Raw genomic sequence first — 14,724 nt, forward strand, 5'->3', positions numbered from 1 at the left:
TGGCTTAAGTGTGGACATTAGCTTTGAATGCGAAAGTGAGTTACCCTAAGTTGCGGGGTGAGGTTGGCCTATAAGGCTTTGCAAATAATGACTGAATTCGACGACACTCAATTTGGCGGAAAAGTGAATGCGACTTCTCTCACGCAATCCGAAATGCGCGCTGCAGTGCGCAGAGTGTCAGACAGTCATACGCTTTCGACCTCACCGAAACTGAAGGATTTCTTGAGTTTTGTGGTCGAGGAAACCATTCAGGGCCGACAAGATGGTCTTTTGGCGAAGACCATTGCGCTTCATGTCTACAAAAGGGACGCAGATGATCCGACATCAGCTAATGTGGTGCGCGTCGAGGCCGGACGATTGCGACGGTTATTGGAAGACTATTACGAGGACGAGGGCGCCGCTGACGATACTCGAATTCACATCGACAAAGGCGGTTACGCACCACGTTTCGAACGGCGCATCAAAACGGACGAGACCTTAGACGCCCAGGCCTCGACTGAGGCCTGGCCTCGAAGAAGTAGTTTCAGCGTCCGAACTTTGCCGTTAGCAATACTCGCACTGATTTGCATAGCAGTTACCGCACTTTATGTCTTGTGGCCTCGGGAGCCTCGTTCGCTTTCCAATAGTGACAAGACGCGACTTGAGCGTGAAGCGTTAATGGAGCAGTCCCCAGCCGCGTTGGAAGCCGCCAATCTGACGGATCAGGCGCGGGGACTGATCTGGCCGATCTTCGACTTTGAGCGTCAACGGCTGACGACTGAGCTTTTTCGAACGGCAATTGTCGCCGATCCGAACGCGGCCGGAGCATATGCCGGTGCGGCCCAAACACTTGCATCGCTGGCACTGTTGTCGCTAAGCGGACCGCAACATGATGCATTCCTTGCCGAAGCTCAGCAGATGGCTGAGCAGGCACTTGCAATCGCGCCCAGCGATGCCTGGTCACAATCAGCCGCCGGTTGGGTGAGATTTGTTGCGGGTGACCATGACGAAGCGATGCGCCTGTCAGAGCGGGCCGTATCACTTGCTCCGAATGACGGGAATGTACTGGACTTCTATGGGGTCGTGGCCATCTTGTCCGGCAAACCTGACCTTGGACTAACAGCAGGCAACCGAGAACGTAGGCGTACCGGTCCTAACACCCGCTTTGCCTACTTGAACATTCTTGGTGCTGCGTACTTTCATACCGGCGATTTCGAAGCGGCAGCAGCGGCGTTCGAAGAGGGTAATTCCGGCGGCGGCCCGTTATCAGCGCCGGGCATCATCTACCTTGCAGCTACGAGACAGGCGTTGGGTCAATCGGACGAAGGGAAACGTCTGTTGGCTTTACTTGAAGAAAGCTGGCCGCAGTTCCCTGTGGAGGCAGTGTTGCTGAGATTGCATAAGGAAGAGGCGGCGGCGAATGAAGTATTGGACCGCCTGAGATCACTTGGTTGGACGGGGCGCGCGGAATAGCCAAACTATGTAACGGCGCCTTTCAATGTCGGCTTCTGGGAAGCTGCGATGAAGAAATAAACTCCGTGCGGGCGGCAGCTTTGGGCCGGCTCTACAGCAATTCGTAACGATCTCTCTATTCGTGCGTTCGCAGTTTTGTTGGATCGTAGATGGGGCTTGCTGCGATGGTTGCTTGCGTGTTCAGGCCGTCGCTTGAGACTGCCAGCATTGTTCCAACGGCCAGTCCTGGAACAACATGCGCAAGGGCAAGGGATTTTCCCATTCGGTGTGAATAGCAGGGGCTGTTGATCACGCCGACAGTTTGGTCGCCCAGCGAAAGCGTTTCACCACCGGCGACCATGTCGGGGTGATCTATGTCCAGGCACACATTGTCGATCTTCTCCTTTCCCTTCGCAGCCTGGGCAGCCGCTTTGCCGCGATAGTCAGCCTTGGTGCTGCTGACGGTGAACCCAAGGCCGACCTCCCATGGGGTGTTGTCCTCGGTCATGTCATAGCCATAAAACAAGAGCCCGGCTTCGATCCGCACCTTGTCCAGAGCGGTAAAAGAACAGGGCATAACGCCCTCCTGCACGAGCTTGTCCCAGATATCCGTAATCACTGTTCCATCTGCGAAAATCTCATAACCGCGTTCGCCGGAATAGCCCGTGCGTGAGATACGACAGGAATGGCCGAACAGAACCGCAGGCGCGTGTTCGAAATAAGCCAGTTCGGCCAGGTCGATATCCGTGTGGGCGCTCAAAATCTCCAGAGAGGCAGGGCCCTGCACCGACAGGTCATGCAGTTCGTCGGTAAAATCGATCTGAACGTCACGCCCTGCCGCCGAGGCTTCCAGCAACGCCATAGTGTCGCCAGAGCCATGCACGATCATCCATTCGTTTCCACCATTGTTCGATACGATCGCATCGTCGGCGATCCCGCCGTCATCGGTCAGAACGCAGAGGTAGGCAGCCTTGCCTGGTCCGACTTTGGTCAGATCGCGCGTGGTCAGATGGTCCAGCACTGCCTGAGCTTCGGGGCCTCGCACGAGCACTTTCTTCAGGGGAGACATGTCGAACATACCGGCCCGTTCACGGACCGCATCGTGCTCATCATTGGGATCAGAGTTATAGGTCCAGGCCGTACCCATGCCGTTCCAGTCCTCCAACCCAGAGCCAAGCGCGGTATGGCGCGATGCAAGGGCGGATGTGCGGCTAAGTGCTTCGGTCATGGATCTTCCTTTCTAGTACCATTCGTCCGGCATCCGGGATTTGCGTTCAGACACGAAGTCTTCAAGCGTTGCTTTTGTGCTGGGGTTCATGTCGGGCTGTTGATAGTCGTCCAGCATTTGGCGCCACCGCGTCGTAGCGCGTTGGTCTGACGTGAGCGCACCGTTCTCTGTCCAGGTCTCGAAAGGACCGGCATCCGGGATTTGCGGTTCAAAATTCGCCGATCTGTAGTGGCGCAGCGTGTGGCTGGTAGAGAGGAAATTCTCGCCCGGGCCGGTTTCGAGATAGGCATCGCGGCCAAAGGCTTCATCGCCAGTGTCAAAACCCTGCAAAAGTTTCAGCATCGCGCCGCAGTGATCTACGTCCATGATGAACTTCTCGTAGGACATGACCAACCCGCCTTCGAGCCAGCCCGCCGCATGCCAGACCTGATGCGCGCCGGACAGAAGGGTGGACCACATGGCCCCCGTACTGTCCTGCATCGCTTGTCCGTCCGGGGCGTTGGACGCGGTGATCTGTCCACCGCCAGAGCGCACCGGAACGCGGAGCCTGCGCCCCAATTGCGACAGCGCCATGGTGACCATGTTCGCTTCCGCCGATCCGAACGTCAGCGCACCCGTGCGGAGGTTCATGCTGGAATGAAACGACCCCATGACCACCGGGCACCCGGGACGGACAAGCTGTGCCAGGGCGATGCCGACCATGGCTTCGGCCAGCGTTTGGGCTGCCACTGCCGCAGGCGAGAGCGGCCCCATGGCCCCAGCGAAAATCGCCGGAGAGACGCACACGCACTGGTTTGCTTTGGCATAGATGCGGAGCGTGGAGGACATGGTGTCATCGAACACGAGCGGAGAGTTGATGTTGATATTAGCTTGCATCACCGCGTTGCGTTCCATGACGTCGCGCCCAAAGACTAACCGCGCCATGTCGATGCTGTCCTGCGCGCGTTCTGGCGCGGTGACGGACCCCATAAAGGGTTTTGTCGACAGGGTCAGGTGGGCAAGCATCATGTCCAGATGCCGTTTGTTCACAGGCACATCCGTTGGTTCGACCACCGTGCCGCCGGAATGATGCAGGGCAGGGGAGTTGTATGTGAGTTTGACAAAGTTGCGGAAGTCTTCGAGCGTCGCGTATCGCCTTCCATTGCTCAGATCGCTAACAAAGGGAGACCCGTAACCCGGCATCAGAACAATGTTATCGCCGCCAAGGGTCACGGTTCTGGCGGATTCCCGACCATGCAATTTGAATTCAGACGGAGCCGTCGCGCAAAGGTCGCGTGCATGCCCCGGGTCAAACCGAACGCGCTCACCTTCGACGTGAGCGCCTGACTCGGCAAACATTTCTAACGCTGCTTGGTCGCCTCGAAAATCGATCCCGATCTTGCTCAGAATCCAGTCCGCCTGATCTTCGATCCGCGCCAAAGCCGTATCGTTCAGCATCGCGTATGCAGGGATTTTTCGCGTGGTGAATGGAGCGCCTGGAGACACCGTGTCGCGACATGACGGTCGATCTCGACGGGAACGGCTGCGGCGCTCTGCTGGTTTCGAGAAGTCCGTGGTGGTGTTCAAAGCACTCAAACGCGAAACTCCGATTCATTTGTTCCCCGGCAGGATCGGCGTTTGCTGCGCGGTTGGAAATCGAAATTTTCTGGTCATAGCGTTCAAAAATTTTGTACAAACTTGATATGCGCCGACACTTTCGCCATCATGACCTGCTTAGGTTGTTCGCCGAGATCGCCCGGCATTCTAGTTTCTCGGACGCTGCCACGGCCCTGAACATGACCAAAGGTGCGATCAGCTATCAGATAAAGACGCTTGAAGCTGATCTGGGGATGGTCCTGTTCCGGCGCACGACACGCGGCATTACCCTGACGGATGAAGGGCTGAAGCTGCTGGCGGCTTGCCAGACCCGTTATCTGGAAATCGAAGCTGACATTCTGGAGATGAAGGGGCGCGTATCGCGATCCCTGATTGTTGGAGTGTCGACCTATTTCGCGGCGCGATGGCTGTCCCCACGTCTGATGACCTTTATGCAGCGCCACCCGGACGTGCAGCTGCGCATTCAGCCGATGATCCAGTTTTCTGAACAAGAAATGCAGCATGTTGATCTGGCGATCAGGTGGGGGAATGGAGAATGGGGGGGAGGCGTGGTGATCCCTTTCATGGCATTGCCGCCCTATCCCGTTGGGAACTCTTCTGTGGCGCGAAAAGTTGAGGCGTTGGGAATGGGCGTTGCGATATCACAGCTCACATTGCTTAGAGACCGGGACGACAGCAATGCCTGGTCCGATTGGCTGACCGCCGCAGGTCTGCCCCAGCAGACGCCTCAAGATGTGTTGATTGTCCCCGACCCCAATGTTCGCGTGCAGGCTGTCATCGACGGGCAGGGGATTGCCTTGATGGATGGCCTTGTTTCGGCCGACCTGGAGGCGCAACTGCTGTTCCGGTTGTCTGATATTGAACTACCCGACTACGGGTACTTTCTGGTTCAGCCACAAAACACTGTTGCGACGGAGGCCGTGGCCGCCTTCTCGGAATGGTTGACCAGCCAATCCTGACCTCGTTTGCTTGAACATCATCGGCTTAATATTTATACGCTGTATAAATATGATTCACGGAGACACGGATATGACAACCGGACACATCATGATGGCCATGAGCCTCGATGGATTTGTTGCGAGACCCGACCACGCACTTGACTGGCTGAATAAGCGAGCGACGCAAGATGAAGATCACGGCTTTGCGGAGTTTCAAGGCCGGATGGATGCGATCGTCATGGGGTCGGGATCGTTTCGCACGGTATTAGGGTTCGGGGAGTGGCCATACACCATCCCCTGCATCGTGATGAGCCGCACTATGACTGATGAAGACATTCCGGAGGATCTGCGCGGCAAGGTCGAGGTTACGACACTTGCGCCCAAATCCCTGTTGGACTCGTTGGAAAAGCGCGGTTTGAAACAGGCATATGTCGATGGCGGCGCGATTATTCGGTCCTTTATCCAGGCGGGGCTTATCGAGGACATGAAAATATCCATCGTGCCGATCCTTCTTGGCGACGGCATCCGGATATTTGGTTCCAATGACACGGACATTGATCTGGAGCTGGTGTCCTCGATCGCCTTCCCGTCCGGGCTGGTGGACCTTGAATACAAGGTGAAACGGTGACCAAGGTTGCGTCCGTTGGACGACCGGTAAAATCGTCGCAACACCTGTCAAAGCAAGTGATCCTTAGGACTGCGCTGCCAATCGTTCAGAAAGGCGGTGTCGATGCGCTGTCATTCCGTGTGCTTGCCGATCAGCTGGGCGTTAGCCCGATGGCAGTCACCTATCACGCCGGCAACAAGAAACAGCTTTTGACCGATCTGGTGGAGCTTGCCTTCAAGGGGGTCGCAGACGGCATCGAAGAGAGGTCCCCGGTCAAACGGGCCCGTAGCATACTGGCGGCTTACTACCGGTATGCGTTGAAGAACGCCAATCTGCTGCGCGCGATCTTGAATGATGTGAAGCTCATGAGCGCGGACCTCGCCCGTGTGGCGGCGGAACTAAAGTCCAGCACGGACCAGCTCAAGAACAGCGACGGTGGCAATGTTCTGGTTCACCTCCTAATCGACTATGCGCATGGCTTTGTGCTTTCGGCCTCAAGCGGAGAAAACAATCCCCTGACAATCGACGACTTTCTGCGCGGCGTTGACTGGATTCTGAGCCAAGCAGCCGGAAAGGACGATGCGATCTAACATGAAGAACAAACGCATCCGCGCTGCGCGCCGGAACAACCTTTAAGCATCCCCCGGAACCAGATTGTAGTGTTCACTGGCGTTTCCGGATCGGGTAATTTGTCGCTGGCTGAGTTTACTATCGGAGTAGTTTCGCCCCCGCGGCGAATGTCTGGAAAGCGGGATGCAAACGCAGCATCTCAGCTGGTTGTTGGATGTCGCCTAAGGGCCGTTCCGCGTGATTAGTTGTTGGCGGGACAGGGGGGGCTCTCTGCAACGGCACCGAAGCCTGGAGTGAGCCCATCTTGAACTTCGAGGCAATCGCAGCGAAGGTCCGATCTTAAAAATTTGTTGGGATTCGAACTGTGCAAATCATGTGTCTCAATGGGTGGGGCGGCAAGCTTCACGAGGTATTCCTCCCGTATATCACCGTCGCTTCCCCGGATGTTTTGTGCTTGCAAGAGGTTGTACATAGCCCTGCCAGTGACAAAGAGTGGTTGACCTACCGGGACGGTGATCACGTGCTGCCTCAGAGGGCGAATTTCTTCCGAGATGTTTGCAATGCGTTGCCAGATCATGTCGCGACCTTCTGCCCGGCCGCACAAGGCGTTTTATGGGACGACGACGCTTCCGTTCCCTCTCAATGGGGACTGGCGACATTCGTGCACAAGTCCTATCCCGTTATTGGTCAAGCGCAGGGTTTCGTGCACAAAACTTACGGACCGAATGGCTATGGCGATCATCCAAGATCGCGAAGTGCCCACGCGGTACGTGTCTACGATCATAATATGGATCGTCCCGTCAGTATTACGCACATGCACGGTCTCCGCGATCTGAATGGTAAGAAGGACACTCCGGAGCGTGCGGCGCAGGCTCGGAAGTTGCTCGATCTCTCACGTCAGGTTTCTGAGCCGGACGACCTGACAATTATTTGTGGTGATTTCAATGTCGAGCCGGACAGCCAAACGCTGTCGATCCTTTCGGAAGCGGGCTTGTCAGAACTGGTAACGGGACAAGGCTTCATTAGCACTCGAAACTCGCAATATAAGAAACCGGGACGGTATGCCGACTATATGTTGATCAATCGGAAGGAAGAGGTGAAGAGCTTCGATGTTATCTATGATCCTGAGGTTTCGGATCACTGCCCTCTCATCTTGGAATTGTAACCAGCACCGGCATGAAACCGACATTCGTCCAGTCGCAGCGAATTCACACTTCGTCCGCAATCTGTGAGTTCGCCCGGTCCCAGATTTTGCTCGCGCAGCGAACGTCCGGACATAGGAAGCCGCGCCGCAGCGCCGGGGATGGTAGTGAATGTCTCTTGAGGGCCGTACAAGCATTCAGTGCAAACCCGCCACCGGCATAGAAAGGTGGCGGGCGAGTTTTTCGAAGAGACAAATCGATAGGATCAGAGCTTGATGCGGAAAGCTGCAAAGCCGTCAGAGCCTTCTCCGGCGTCCTCTATTGTGACACCTTTGACGTCGTCCATGTAGTCGCGGGCCTTCGGGCCAGTTTCGAACAACACCGTGGTGTCCTCAAGCGAAGCAAACGACCAGTTGGAGTCCGCTTTTGGATCGATGGTTCCCAGCTCGACAATATAACGCACGATTACGTCACGGTTGGTGTCCGGTGCTTCGAACACGATCGTGTTCCCCAACGCCCCAGGGAACGAGCCGCCACCTGATGCACGGTAATTGTTGGTTGCGATGATGAACTCCATGTCATCCGTAACCGGTGCACCGTTGAAGGCAAGGTTCACAATCCGGGCCGCATCAGGGTTTACCTCTTCGCCCTTAGGCCCAAAGCGTGAAGGCTGGGACAAATCTATCTGATAGGTCACACCATCCATCACATCGAAATTGTAGGACGGGAATTCCGGATTCAGCAGGATTGCGTCCTCGGAGCCCGGCTCAATCTGATTGAACATACCGGCCGAGCGTTCCAGCCAACCCCGAACCTGAGCACCATTCACGCGGACCGCGCGCACCGTGTTTGGGTACAGATATAGATCCGCCACATTCTTAATGGCAACGTCACCAACCGGGACATCGGTGTAGTACTCCGGGCCGCCACGGCCACCCGCCTTAAAAGGTGCCGCTGCTGACAGGATGGGCAGACCTTCATGCTCAGTGCCTTTCAGCATTTCTTCGACATACCATTTCTGTGCGATTGAAACGATCTGCACAGATGGGTCGTCCGCAACCAGCGCGAAATAGCTGTGAAGTGGAGCAGACGTCTTGCCGACCGCGCGACGGACATAGGCCAGCGTTTCGTCGTGATCCTTAGCAACCGAATCGAGAACCTTCTGATCATCGCCGACCAGTGCGGTGATCGAACGATCTTCGTTGCGTTTAGAAATCGGCCGCGCCTCGGACGTGGTGGTCACGACGCGCCATTCATTGCCGTCCCGTTCCAAAAGCAGATCAAGCAGGCCAAGATGCGATCCCCAGAAGCCTCCCATGACTGCAGGTTTACCCATCAGCGTGCCTTTTTCCACATCGATCCCGGGGCGGTCCGCAAATGTCGGCGACGGGAAGACCAGGTGGTTGTGGCCTGTGACAAGCGCGTCGATCCCTTCGACACTGGCAAGAACCACAGATGCGTTTTCCATACCATCTTCGTGATTGGCATCGCCAATCCCCGAATGCGATAAGGCGATGATCAGGTCACACCCTTGTTCCTTCATCTCAGGCACATAGGCCTGAGCCGTTTCAACGATATCTCGTGTTTCGACATTGCCTTCCAGATGTCTGCGGTCCCAGTTCATGATCTGCGGTGGCGTAAAACCTATGACACCAATTTTGATCGGAAGACTGGTACCGTCGCCCATTTCAATTTCCCGGTCGAGAATGGCGTAAGGTTGCACAAGGGTCTTGTCGTCGCGAGGGGTCGCGCCTTTTTCTTTTGTCACATTGGCAAGAACGATTGGGAACTCGGCCCCGGCCAGAGCCTTGTTCAAAAACTCCAGACCGTAGTTGAACTCGTGATTGCCCAATGTCGTCGCATCAAAGCCGACAGTGTTGAATGCGTTGATGATGGGGTGGCTGTCGTCGTCTTTCATTCCACGCTCGTAAGCGATGTAGTCGCCCATCGGATTGCCCTGTAAAAAATCGCCGTTATCGACCAAAATCGAATTCGTCGCCTCGGAGCGAATTTCGTTGATGATTGAAGCGGTGCGGGAAAGGCCCACTGTGTCGCGGGGTTTGTCGGCATAATAATCATAGGGGAACACATGAACATGGATGTCCGTGGTTTCCATAATCCGCAGATGGGCTTGATTGTTGGCCGCTGCCACCGAGAACGGGTGTAGGGTGATAGCCGCTGCACCAGCGGTTGTTGTGGCGAGAAACTGGCGACGCGAAATTGAAGTGCGGTTGGAGAAAGACATAGGTCACCTTTCAAGTTTGTTGGACAACGCGTCTTTTTGCCGGCTTTTCACAACAACCGTATGACATGGGTTGCCAGAATAGCTGACGCGTTGTGTTTAGGCGTTAATGTTCGGTAACTTACCCTAACTTCATGTGTTTGCTAAGGTATGGCAGGATCGGAATCCAAGCCTTCAATCACTTGGCCATGCAGTCACGGGGAAGGTCCGGACTGACGAGCTGCAACGCAGCGTCGAAGAAAATAGGTAAAGGTCCGGTTCGGGCCGTCAGTTAGACCAACAAACGGGTAGGGGGCAATACTGCGCTCGCTCCTGGTCTGCCACGAACCCCGAGCGGGCGTGGTCAGGAACTCAGACCGAACTTCCGGCGACTGTCTTGCCAAGCGTTGGGTCAAACAGTCCTCCCCCTAAGTGCGAGTGTCCCCAATTCATGATCCCCAACAAGGTTGGCTCTAGTGCTCGCCCCCGCTCGGTAAGCATGTAACGATAGCGCACAGGCCTGTCCTGATAGGCCTCCCGCTCCACCAGCCCCCAGTCCATCAACCGCTTTAGACGTTGAGACAGAAGGTTCGGGGGCAGGTGTTCCTCACTGTTCTGCAATTCCTGAAATGTATGCTTTCCGTGCCACAACAGGTCTCGCACTACCAGCAGAGTCCACTTGTCACCAAGAATCTCAAGGCTGCGCGCAATCGAGCATCGGGAACGAAACTCATGCTCTATTTGGGTCATTTCGTCCTCATGTTGGCTATCAATTTGTTGAACTTAGCGCAGTTACTTAAGAAATGGAAGTTTGACTCAGATTGTGACTTAATTTATGGAAGTCACTTGTAGTGACAGTCTGTGAAAGGCTCTTAAAATGACCACCATCGGCAATACCCCTCTCATTAAGCTGTCCCATCTGACAGGACCCGATCACGCCGACATTTATGTGAAGTGGGAAGGAGCCAACCCAACGGGCAGCATGAAAGACCGCATGGCCTTGTCGATGATCGAAGGGGCCGAACGGCGCGAAGAGCTGAAGCCCGGTGGGCGCGTTGTCGAGTATACTGGTGGTAGCACCGGAAGCTCGCTGGCGATGGTCTGTGCCACTCGCGGGTATAAGGCCTACTTAGTGTCTTCAAACGGGTTCTCCGAGGAAAAGCTGCAAACGATGAGAGCGTTCGGCGCAGAAGTGGAAATTGTCCACGCCGAGGGCGGCGTGCTGACTGCGGATGTACTCGACCGGATGATCGTGCGCGCAAAGGAATTGGCCGATGAACCGGGCACGTTTTGGCCGGATCAGGTGAACAACATAGATAACAAGCTGGGGTATCACGATATGGCTCAGGAAATTCTGAGCCAAGTAAACACTCCCGTACATGCCTTCGTCATGGCAGCGGGCGGTGGCGGCTGCATTTCAGGCAACGCCGAGGTCTTGAAGGCACACAATCCCAACACCGAAATTGTCGCCGTGGAGCCCTACTATGTGCGCAATCTCTCAGGAGGTGACACCAGTGGTACGCACAAGCTCGAGGGGATAGGCTTGTCCTTCGTGCCGAAGATCCTGCGTAGGGACCTCATTGATGATGTTATTCCAGTGAAGGATGAAGACGCCTATAGGGGGGGCCGGGCGCTCGCTGGCCAGGAAGGTTTGCTTGGCGGTGTGACGTCAGGTGCAAACATCTGGGCGGCCCTGAAAAAGGCCAAGGAACTTGGACCGGGCAAAACCGTAGTGACCGTGATCATCGACACCGGTCTGCGCTACTTGAACGGTGACTTGCATCGGTAGTGGGTCCCAAACACGAATTGTCGATGCCAGCTTTGTTCGCGCTGCTGACCTTGAGGTGGTCCTGCCTTTCGTGCCTGCAGCGAATGTTTGAATTTCGGGCTGCGACCGCAGAATATGGGTTTGCGCTGAGAGTCTGGTTTGGGCCGTCTTTATTTCTTACATTCCAGCATCCACCAATCGTGCATTGCGTGAAACATCTTGGTCAGGGCCATTGCCTTCTCAGTGGCCGTGTATTCGACCCGTGGTGGAACCTCCGGGAACACCTCCCGCGTGACCAGCCCGTCTTCCTCCAGCGCCCGAAGCTGCCCGGTCAGCATGGTCTGCGTAATCCCGTCCACGTCCCGCTTGAGCTCGCCGAAGCGCTTCGTTCCCTGAAAGATCAGCACCTGAAGAATGATCAGTTTCCATTTTCCGCCGATCAGGCGGGCGATGTCGGGCATGGGGCAGCGCTCGGCAAAAGCTTCGTTCGACGGCTCGGATTTGTTCGTGACGTTTTTCATGACATTCATGACGGGCCTCTACAGTACTAAATTGCTACCAACCATTGTTTTGTGGGTTTCCTTAAAAATCAAACCTTTTTGCATGGAAATTTGCTGGGTTGCCCTGAGGCGCGTTCGAGAATTTGTTGCCAATAGTAGTAAAAACCTGACCAAGTACGAAAAAACTGCCTTCTTTTCAAATGGTTGTCTTGCGCCATATTGATGCTAGGCAAACAGAAACAGGGAAGGGAGAACTATGCTTCTGGAAGGAAGGACGGCCATCGTACTCGGCGTGAATGGGCACATCGGACGTCATGTCGCCGAGCGATTTTTCGAGAGAGGGTATTCGTGTCCCGGGATGCGGTCCGAGGCGATGCCGGAATCGCTCACCATCGACTACACATTCAAGACGATGGGCGGACAGATCGGCCTCGACTATGCGGGCATGAAAGATTTCGTCGTGCAGAAATAGACTGCACTCAATCGCCTGCCATCCGCAGAAGATGCCGACGGGGTCTTTGCCTTTGCGGCGTCCGAACTCGCAACATTTTCGCAGTTAAGGATCAGGACCTGAACCATGACATTAACCATCCACACAATCAGCGGCGCACCGCGACCCTGGCGGGTTCTTGTAGCACTTGCGTTAAAAGGAATCCCTTATGAACAGCACGTGCTGAAAGCCTCTGCCGGAGAACACAAATCCGAACCCTTCCTGTCGCTCAATCCGCGCGGAACAGTACCCGTGGTGGAAGCAGACGGCATCGTCATCCGCGATTCAATCGCCGCCCTTGCCTGGCTGGACCGGCGCTATCCCGAGCCTCCACTCTTTGGCGCGACACCGGACGATGCCGCGAGGATCTGGCAGATCACTATGGAAGCGTGCGACTACATGCGCGAAGCCAGTCACGCCGTGCTGGCGCCGGTCTTGCTGCGGCACCTCGACCCGGAAATTGGCAGTGAAGAAGAAAAAGCACTGATCGAATCCAGCGAGAAGCTGCATGCGGAATGCTGCTGGCTTGAAAGCCTGCTCACAGACGGCCCCTATTTGGCAGGTGGTGCACTGAGCGCGGCCGATGCGGTCGTGTTTCCGGAAATCCGCCTTATCCAGCGAGCGGTCGAGAACCACCACGAAGTGATGGATCGGCTTGGTTTCGGCTACCCGCCTGACCTTTATCCTCGGGTGTCCGACTGGAAGGCACGGATGAGCGAGCTTCCCGGTATTGAGGACACGTTGCCACCGCATTGGAAAGAACAGGAGACAGTACCGTCCATGCGAAACTATAAAAAAACCCTCATTGTTGATGCTAAGCCAGATCAGGCCTTCGAGGCACTGACGAAGGGGTTTGAACACTGGTGGACCACACCTGATGAGCCGATCCGCAATGAGGGGGACCGGGTCAGGTTCACCTTCCCTCCGGGCCGGTCGTATTGGACTTTCGAGGCAAAAAAGCTTGTTCCCGGCAAACTGGTCGAGTTGGAGTGCGTCGAGGCGCTGCACCTGCATGAAGGTAAGCCCAGAGAGATCGAAACAGAATGGCTCGGCACGCGGACGATCTGGAACATCTCACCCGTAGTGAACGGCGCGCGAATTCGTTTCGAACATGTGGGGCTTTCCCCAAGCCTGCATTGCTACGAGGTTTGCGAAGCAGGATGGGACAGGTTCTTTGTCGACAGCCTCAAGGCCTATCTCGACTCCGGGACGGGTAGGCCGCACCGCCCGCCGGTTTGAATTTCGAAGGCAAGGGCAATGGAAAAGCCTGCTCGATAGTGAACGCCGTTGACCGGATGACTACCCTGCTGCTCGACGGGGCCGACAACGGTTCTGGTATGTGCGTGCTTGATATCGGTTGCGGGTTCGGAGCAGTGCCATTCATGGCTATCGACCGTGTTGGATCGAATGGTCAGGTGATCGGCCTTGATTGGGATGCCGACGCACTGCAATTGGCACGCGCCAGACAAACCGAACTGGGGTTGCACAACGCTAACCTCTCCAAAGGAGGTTTCGACGCGGTATGAAAGGGTCATTCACGTAGGCTCAATCGTTAGATATTGCGCTTGCACCAGCATTGGTACTGAACCCAATAAAGAGATATCCCTACCGCGAACGAACGGCGATTTCCGTTTGAAGCCTTTTAGCCGATCCGTTTCTTGCGCAATCGATTCAGATATTTCAACTCACGCAAGAACCGGGTCGTGCTGCACCCGCATCATTCACTAGTTTCTTGTCATGCAATTTCAGAGAGGAATGACCATGGAACTTAAAGACAAGACCATCATTATTACCGGAGCGAGCAGCGGGATTGGCGCTGCGGCCGCACTTTTGTTTGCCTCGGAAGGGGCGAATGTTGTGTTAGGTGCCCGCAGGGAAGCTGAGCTGAACACAATCGTCCGGCAGATTACACAGAGCAAAGGGCATGCGGTTTACCTTGCGGGTGACGTGACGGACGAAACATATTCCGGGGACCTTGTTGACCTGGCAAAACGGCAGTTTGGTGGCCTTGATGGAGCCTTCAACAATGCTGGCATTATGGGTGAGATGGGGCCAATTACAGAAATGGAGGCAAGTAATTGGCAGTCGGTTCTTGCCACAAACCTGACGAGTGCGTTTTTAGCGGCTAAAGCGCAGATACCGGCAATGGAGGAACGCGGCGGCGGGTCTATTGTATTTACCGGAACTTTTGTTGGTGTCAGCAATGGGGGTATGCCCGGTATGGGAGCCTATG

15 protein-coding genes are annotated in these 14,724 nt (G+C 55.5%); 10 read left to right on the forward strand and 5 right to left on the reverse strand.

Features of this window, described 5'->3' with window-relative positions; all coding sequences use genetic code 11:
- Window positions 1-87: 87 nt before the first annotated feature.
- Complete coding sequence (locus GOX66_RS21940) at window positions 88-1,452, forward strand: tetratricopeptide repeat protein (protein ID WP_170765485.1); 1,365 nt, start codon at window positions 88-90, stop codon at window positions 1,450-1,452.
- 115 nt (window positions 1,453-1,567) lie between these two features.
- Here GOX66_RS21940 and GOX66_RS21945 read toward each other — a convergent pair whose 3' ends face one another.
- Together GOX66_RS21945 and GOX66_RS21950 are read right to left on the reverse strand one after the other, a co-directional pair.
- Entirely contained in the window at window positions 1,568-2,659 is a 1,092-nt protein-coding gene (locus GOX66_RS21945) for an aminomethyl transferase family protein (protein WP_170765487.1), read from the reverse strand.
- Between the two features lie 12 nt (window positions 2,660-2,671).
- Complete coding sequence (locus GOX66_RS21950) at window positions 2,672-4,234, reverse strand: trimethylamine methyltransferase family protein (protein WP_336509520.1); 1,563 nt, start codon at window positions 4,232-4,234, stop codon at window positions 2,672-2,674.
- Window positions 4,235-4,341: 107 nt separating this feature from the next.
- Here GOX66_RS21950 and GOX66_RS21955 point away from each other — a divergent pair, with 107 nt between their 5' ends.
- The 4 genes from GOX66_RS21955 to GOX66_RS21970 all read left to right on the forward strand — a co-directional run bounded on the left by GOX66_RS21955 (window position 4,342) and on the right by GOX66_RS21970 (window position 7,535).
- A complete protein-coding gene (locus GOX66_RS21955; RefSeq protein WP_170765488.1) occupies window positions 4,342-5,214 on the forward strand; it encodes a LysR substrate-binding domain-containing protein in 873 nt (290 codons plus the stop codon).
- A gap of 70 nt (window positions 5,215-5,284) precedes the next feature.
- Window positions 5,285-5,821: a dihydrofolate reductase family protein gene (locus GOX66_RS21960; protein WP_170765490.1), complete on the forward strand. Its 537-nt coding sequence runs from the start codon at window positions 5,285-5,287 to the stop codon at window positions 5,819-5,821.
- Window positions 5,818-6,390 (forward strand): TetR family transcriptional regulator, encoded by a 573-nt coding sequence (locus GOX66_RS21965; protein WP_170765492.1) that lies wholly within the window; start codon window positions 5,818-5,820, stop codon window positions 6,388-6,390. Before GOX66_RS21960 ends, GOX66_RS21965 begins: the two co-directional genes overlap by 4 nt.
- 353 nt (window positions 6,391-6,743) lie before the next feature.
- On the forward strand, window positions 6,744-7,535 hold the full coding sequence (locus GOX66_RS21970; protein ID WP_174822826.1) for an endonuclease/exonuclease/phosphatase family protein: 792 nt from the start codon (window positions 6,744-6,746) through the stop codon (window positions 7,533-7,535).
- A 242-nt stretch (window positions 7,536-7,777) separates the two neighbouring features.
- On the opposite strand, the gene GOX66_RS21975 is transcribed toward GOX66_RS21970, so the two are convergent.
- Both GOX66_RS21975 and GOX66_RS21980 read right to left on the reverse strand, forming a co-directional pair.
- Complete coding sequence (locus GOX66_RS21975) at window positions 7,778-9,757, reverse strand: bifunctional 2',3'-cyclic-nucleotide 2'-phosphodiesterase/3'-nucleotidase (protein ID WP_170765496.1); 1,980 nt, start codon at window positions 9,755-9,757, stop codon at window positions 7,778-7,780.
- A 348-nt stretch (window positions 9,758-10,105) separates the two neighbouring features.
- Complete coding sequence (locus GOX66_RS21980; protein WP_170765499.1) at window positions 10,106-10,483, reverse strand: winged helix-turn-helix transcriptional regulator; 378 nt, start codon at window positions 10,481-10,483, stop codon at window positions 10,106-10,108.
- Between the two features lie 127 nt (window positions 10,484-10,610).
- On the opposite strand from GOX66_RS21980, the gene GOX66_RS21985 reads away from it, so the two are divergent.
- Window positions 10,611-11,522, forward strand: coding sequence for a PLP-dependent cysteine synthase family protein (locus GOX66_RS21985; protein ID WP_170765501.1), 912 nt, complete (start codon window positions 10,611-10,613; stop codon window positions 11,520-11,522).
- A 149-nt stretch (window positions 11,523-11,671) separates the two neighbouring features.
- Here GOX66_RS21985 and GOX66_RS21990 read toward each other — a convergent pair whose 3' ends face one another.
- Window positions 11,672-12,031, reverse strand: coding sequence for a winged helix-turn-helix transcriptional regulator (locus GOX66_RS21990; protein WP_237212726.1), 360 nt, complete (start codon window positions 12,029-12,031; stop codon window positions 11,672-11,674).
- Between the two features lie 226 nt (window positions 12,032-12,257).
- Between GOX66_RS21990 and GOX66_RS21995 the strand changes: the two genes are divergently transcribed.
- The 4 genes from GOX66_RS21995 to GOX66_RS22010 form a co-directional block, all read left to right on the forward strand.
- A complete protein-coding gene (locus GOX66_RS21995) occupies window positions 12,258-12,473 on the forward strand; it encodes a hypothetical protein (protein ID WP_170765502.1) in 216 nt (71 codons plus the stop codon).
- Between the two features lie 105 nt (window positions 12,474-12,578).
- Window positions 12,579-13,730, forward strand: a complete 1,152-nt coding sequence (locus GOX66_RS22000) for a glutathione S-transferase N-terminal domain-containing protein (protein ID WP_170765504.1) — start codon at window positions 12,579-12,581, stop codon at window positions 13,728-13,730.
- 38 nt (window positions 13,731-13,768) lie between these two features.
- The gene (locus GOX66_RS22005; protein WP_170765506.1) at window positions 13,769-14,017 is read left to right on the forward strand and encodes a methyltransferase domain-containing protein; all 249 of its coding nucleotides are present in this window, start codon (window positions 13,769-13,771) and stop codon (window positions 14,015-14,017) included.
- A 235-nt stretch (window positions 14,018-14,252) separates the two neighbouring features.
- Window positions 14,253-14,724 (forward strand): SDR family NAD(P)-dependent oxidoreductase (locus GOX66_RS22010; protein ID WP_170765508.1); only part of this gene is annotated, 472 nt, incomplete at its 3' end.

This window comes from Ruegeria lacuscaerulensis (assembly GCF_013031245.1).
GTDB classification, from domain to species: domain Bacteria; phylum Pseudomonadota; class Alphaproteobacteria; order Rhodobacterales; family Rhodobacteraceae; genus Ruegeria; species Ruegeria lacuscaerulensis_C.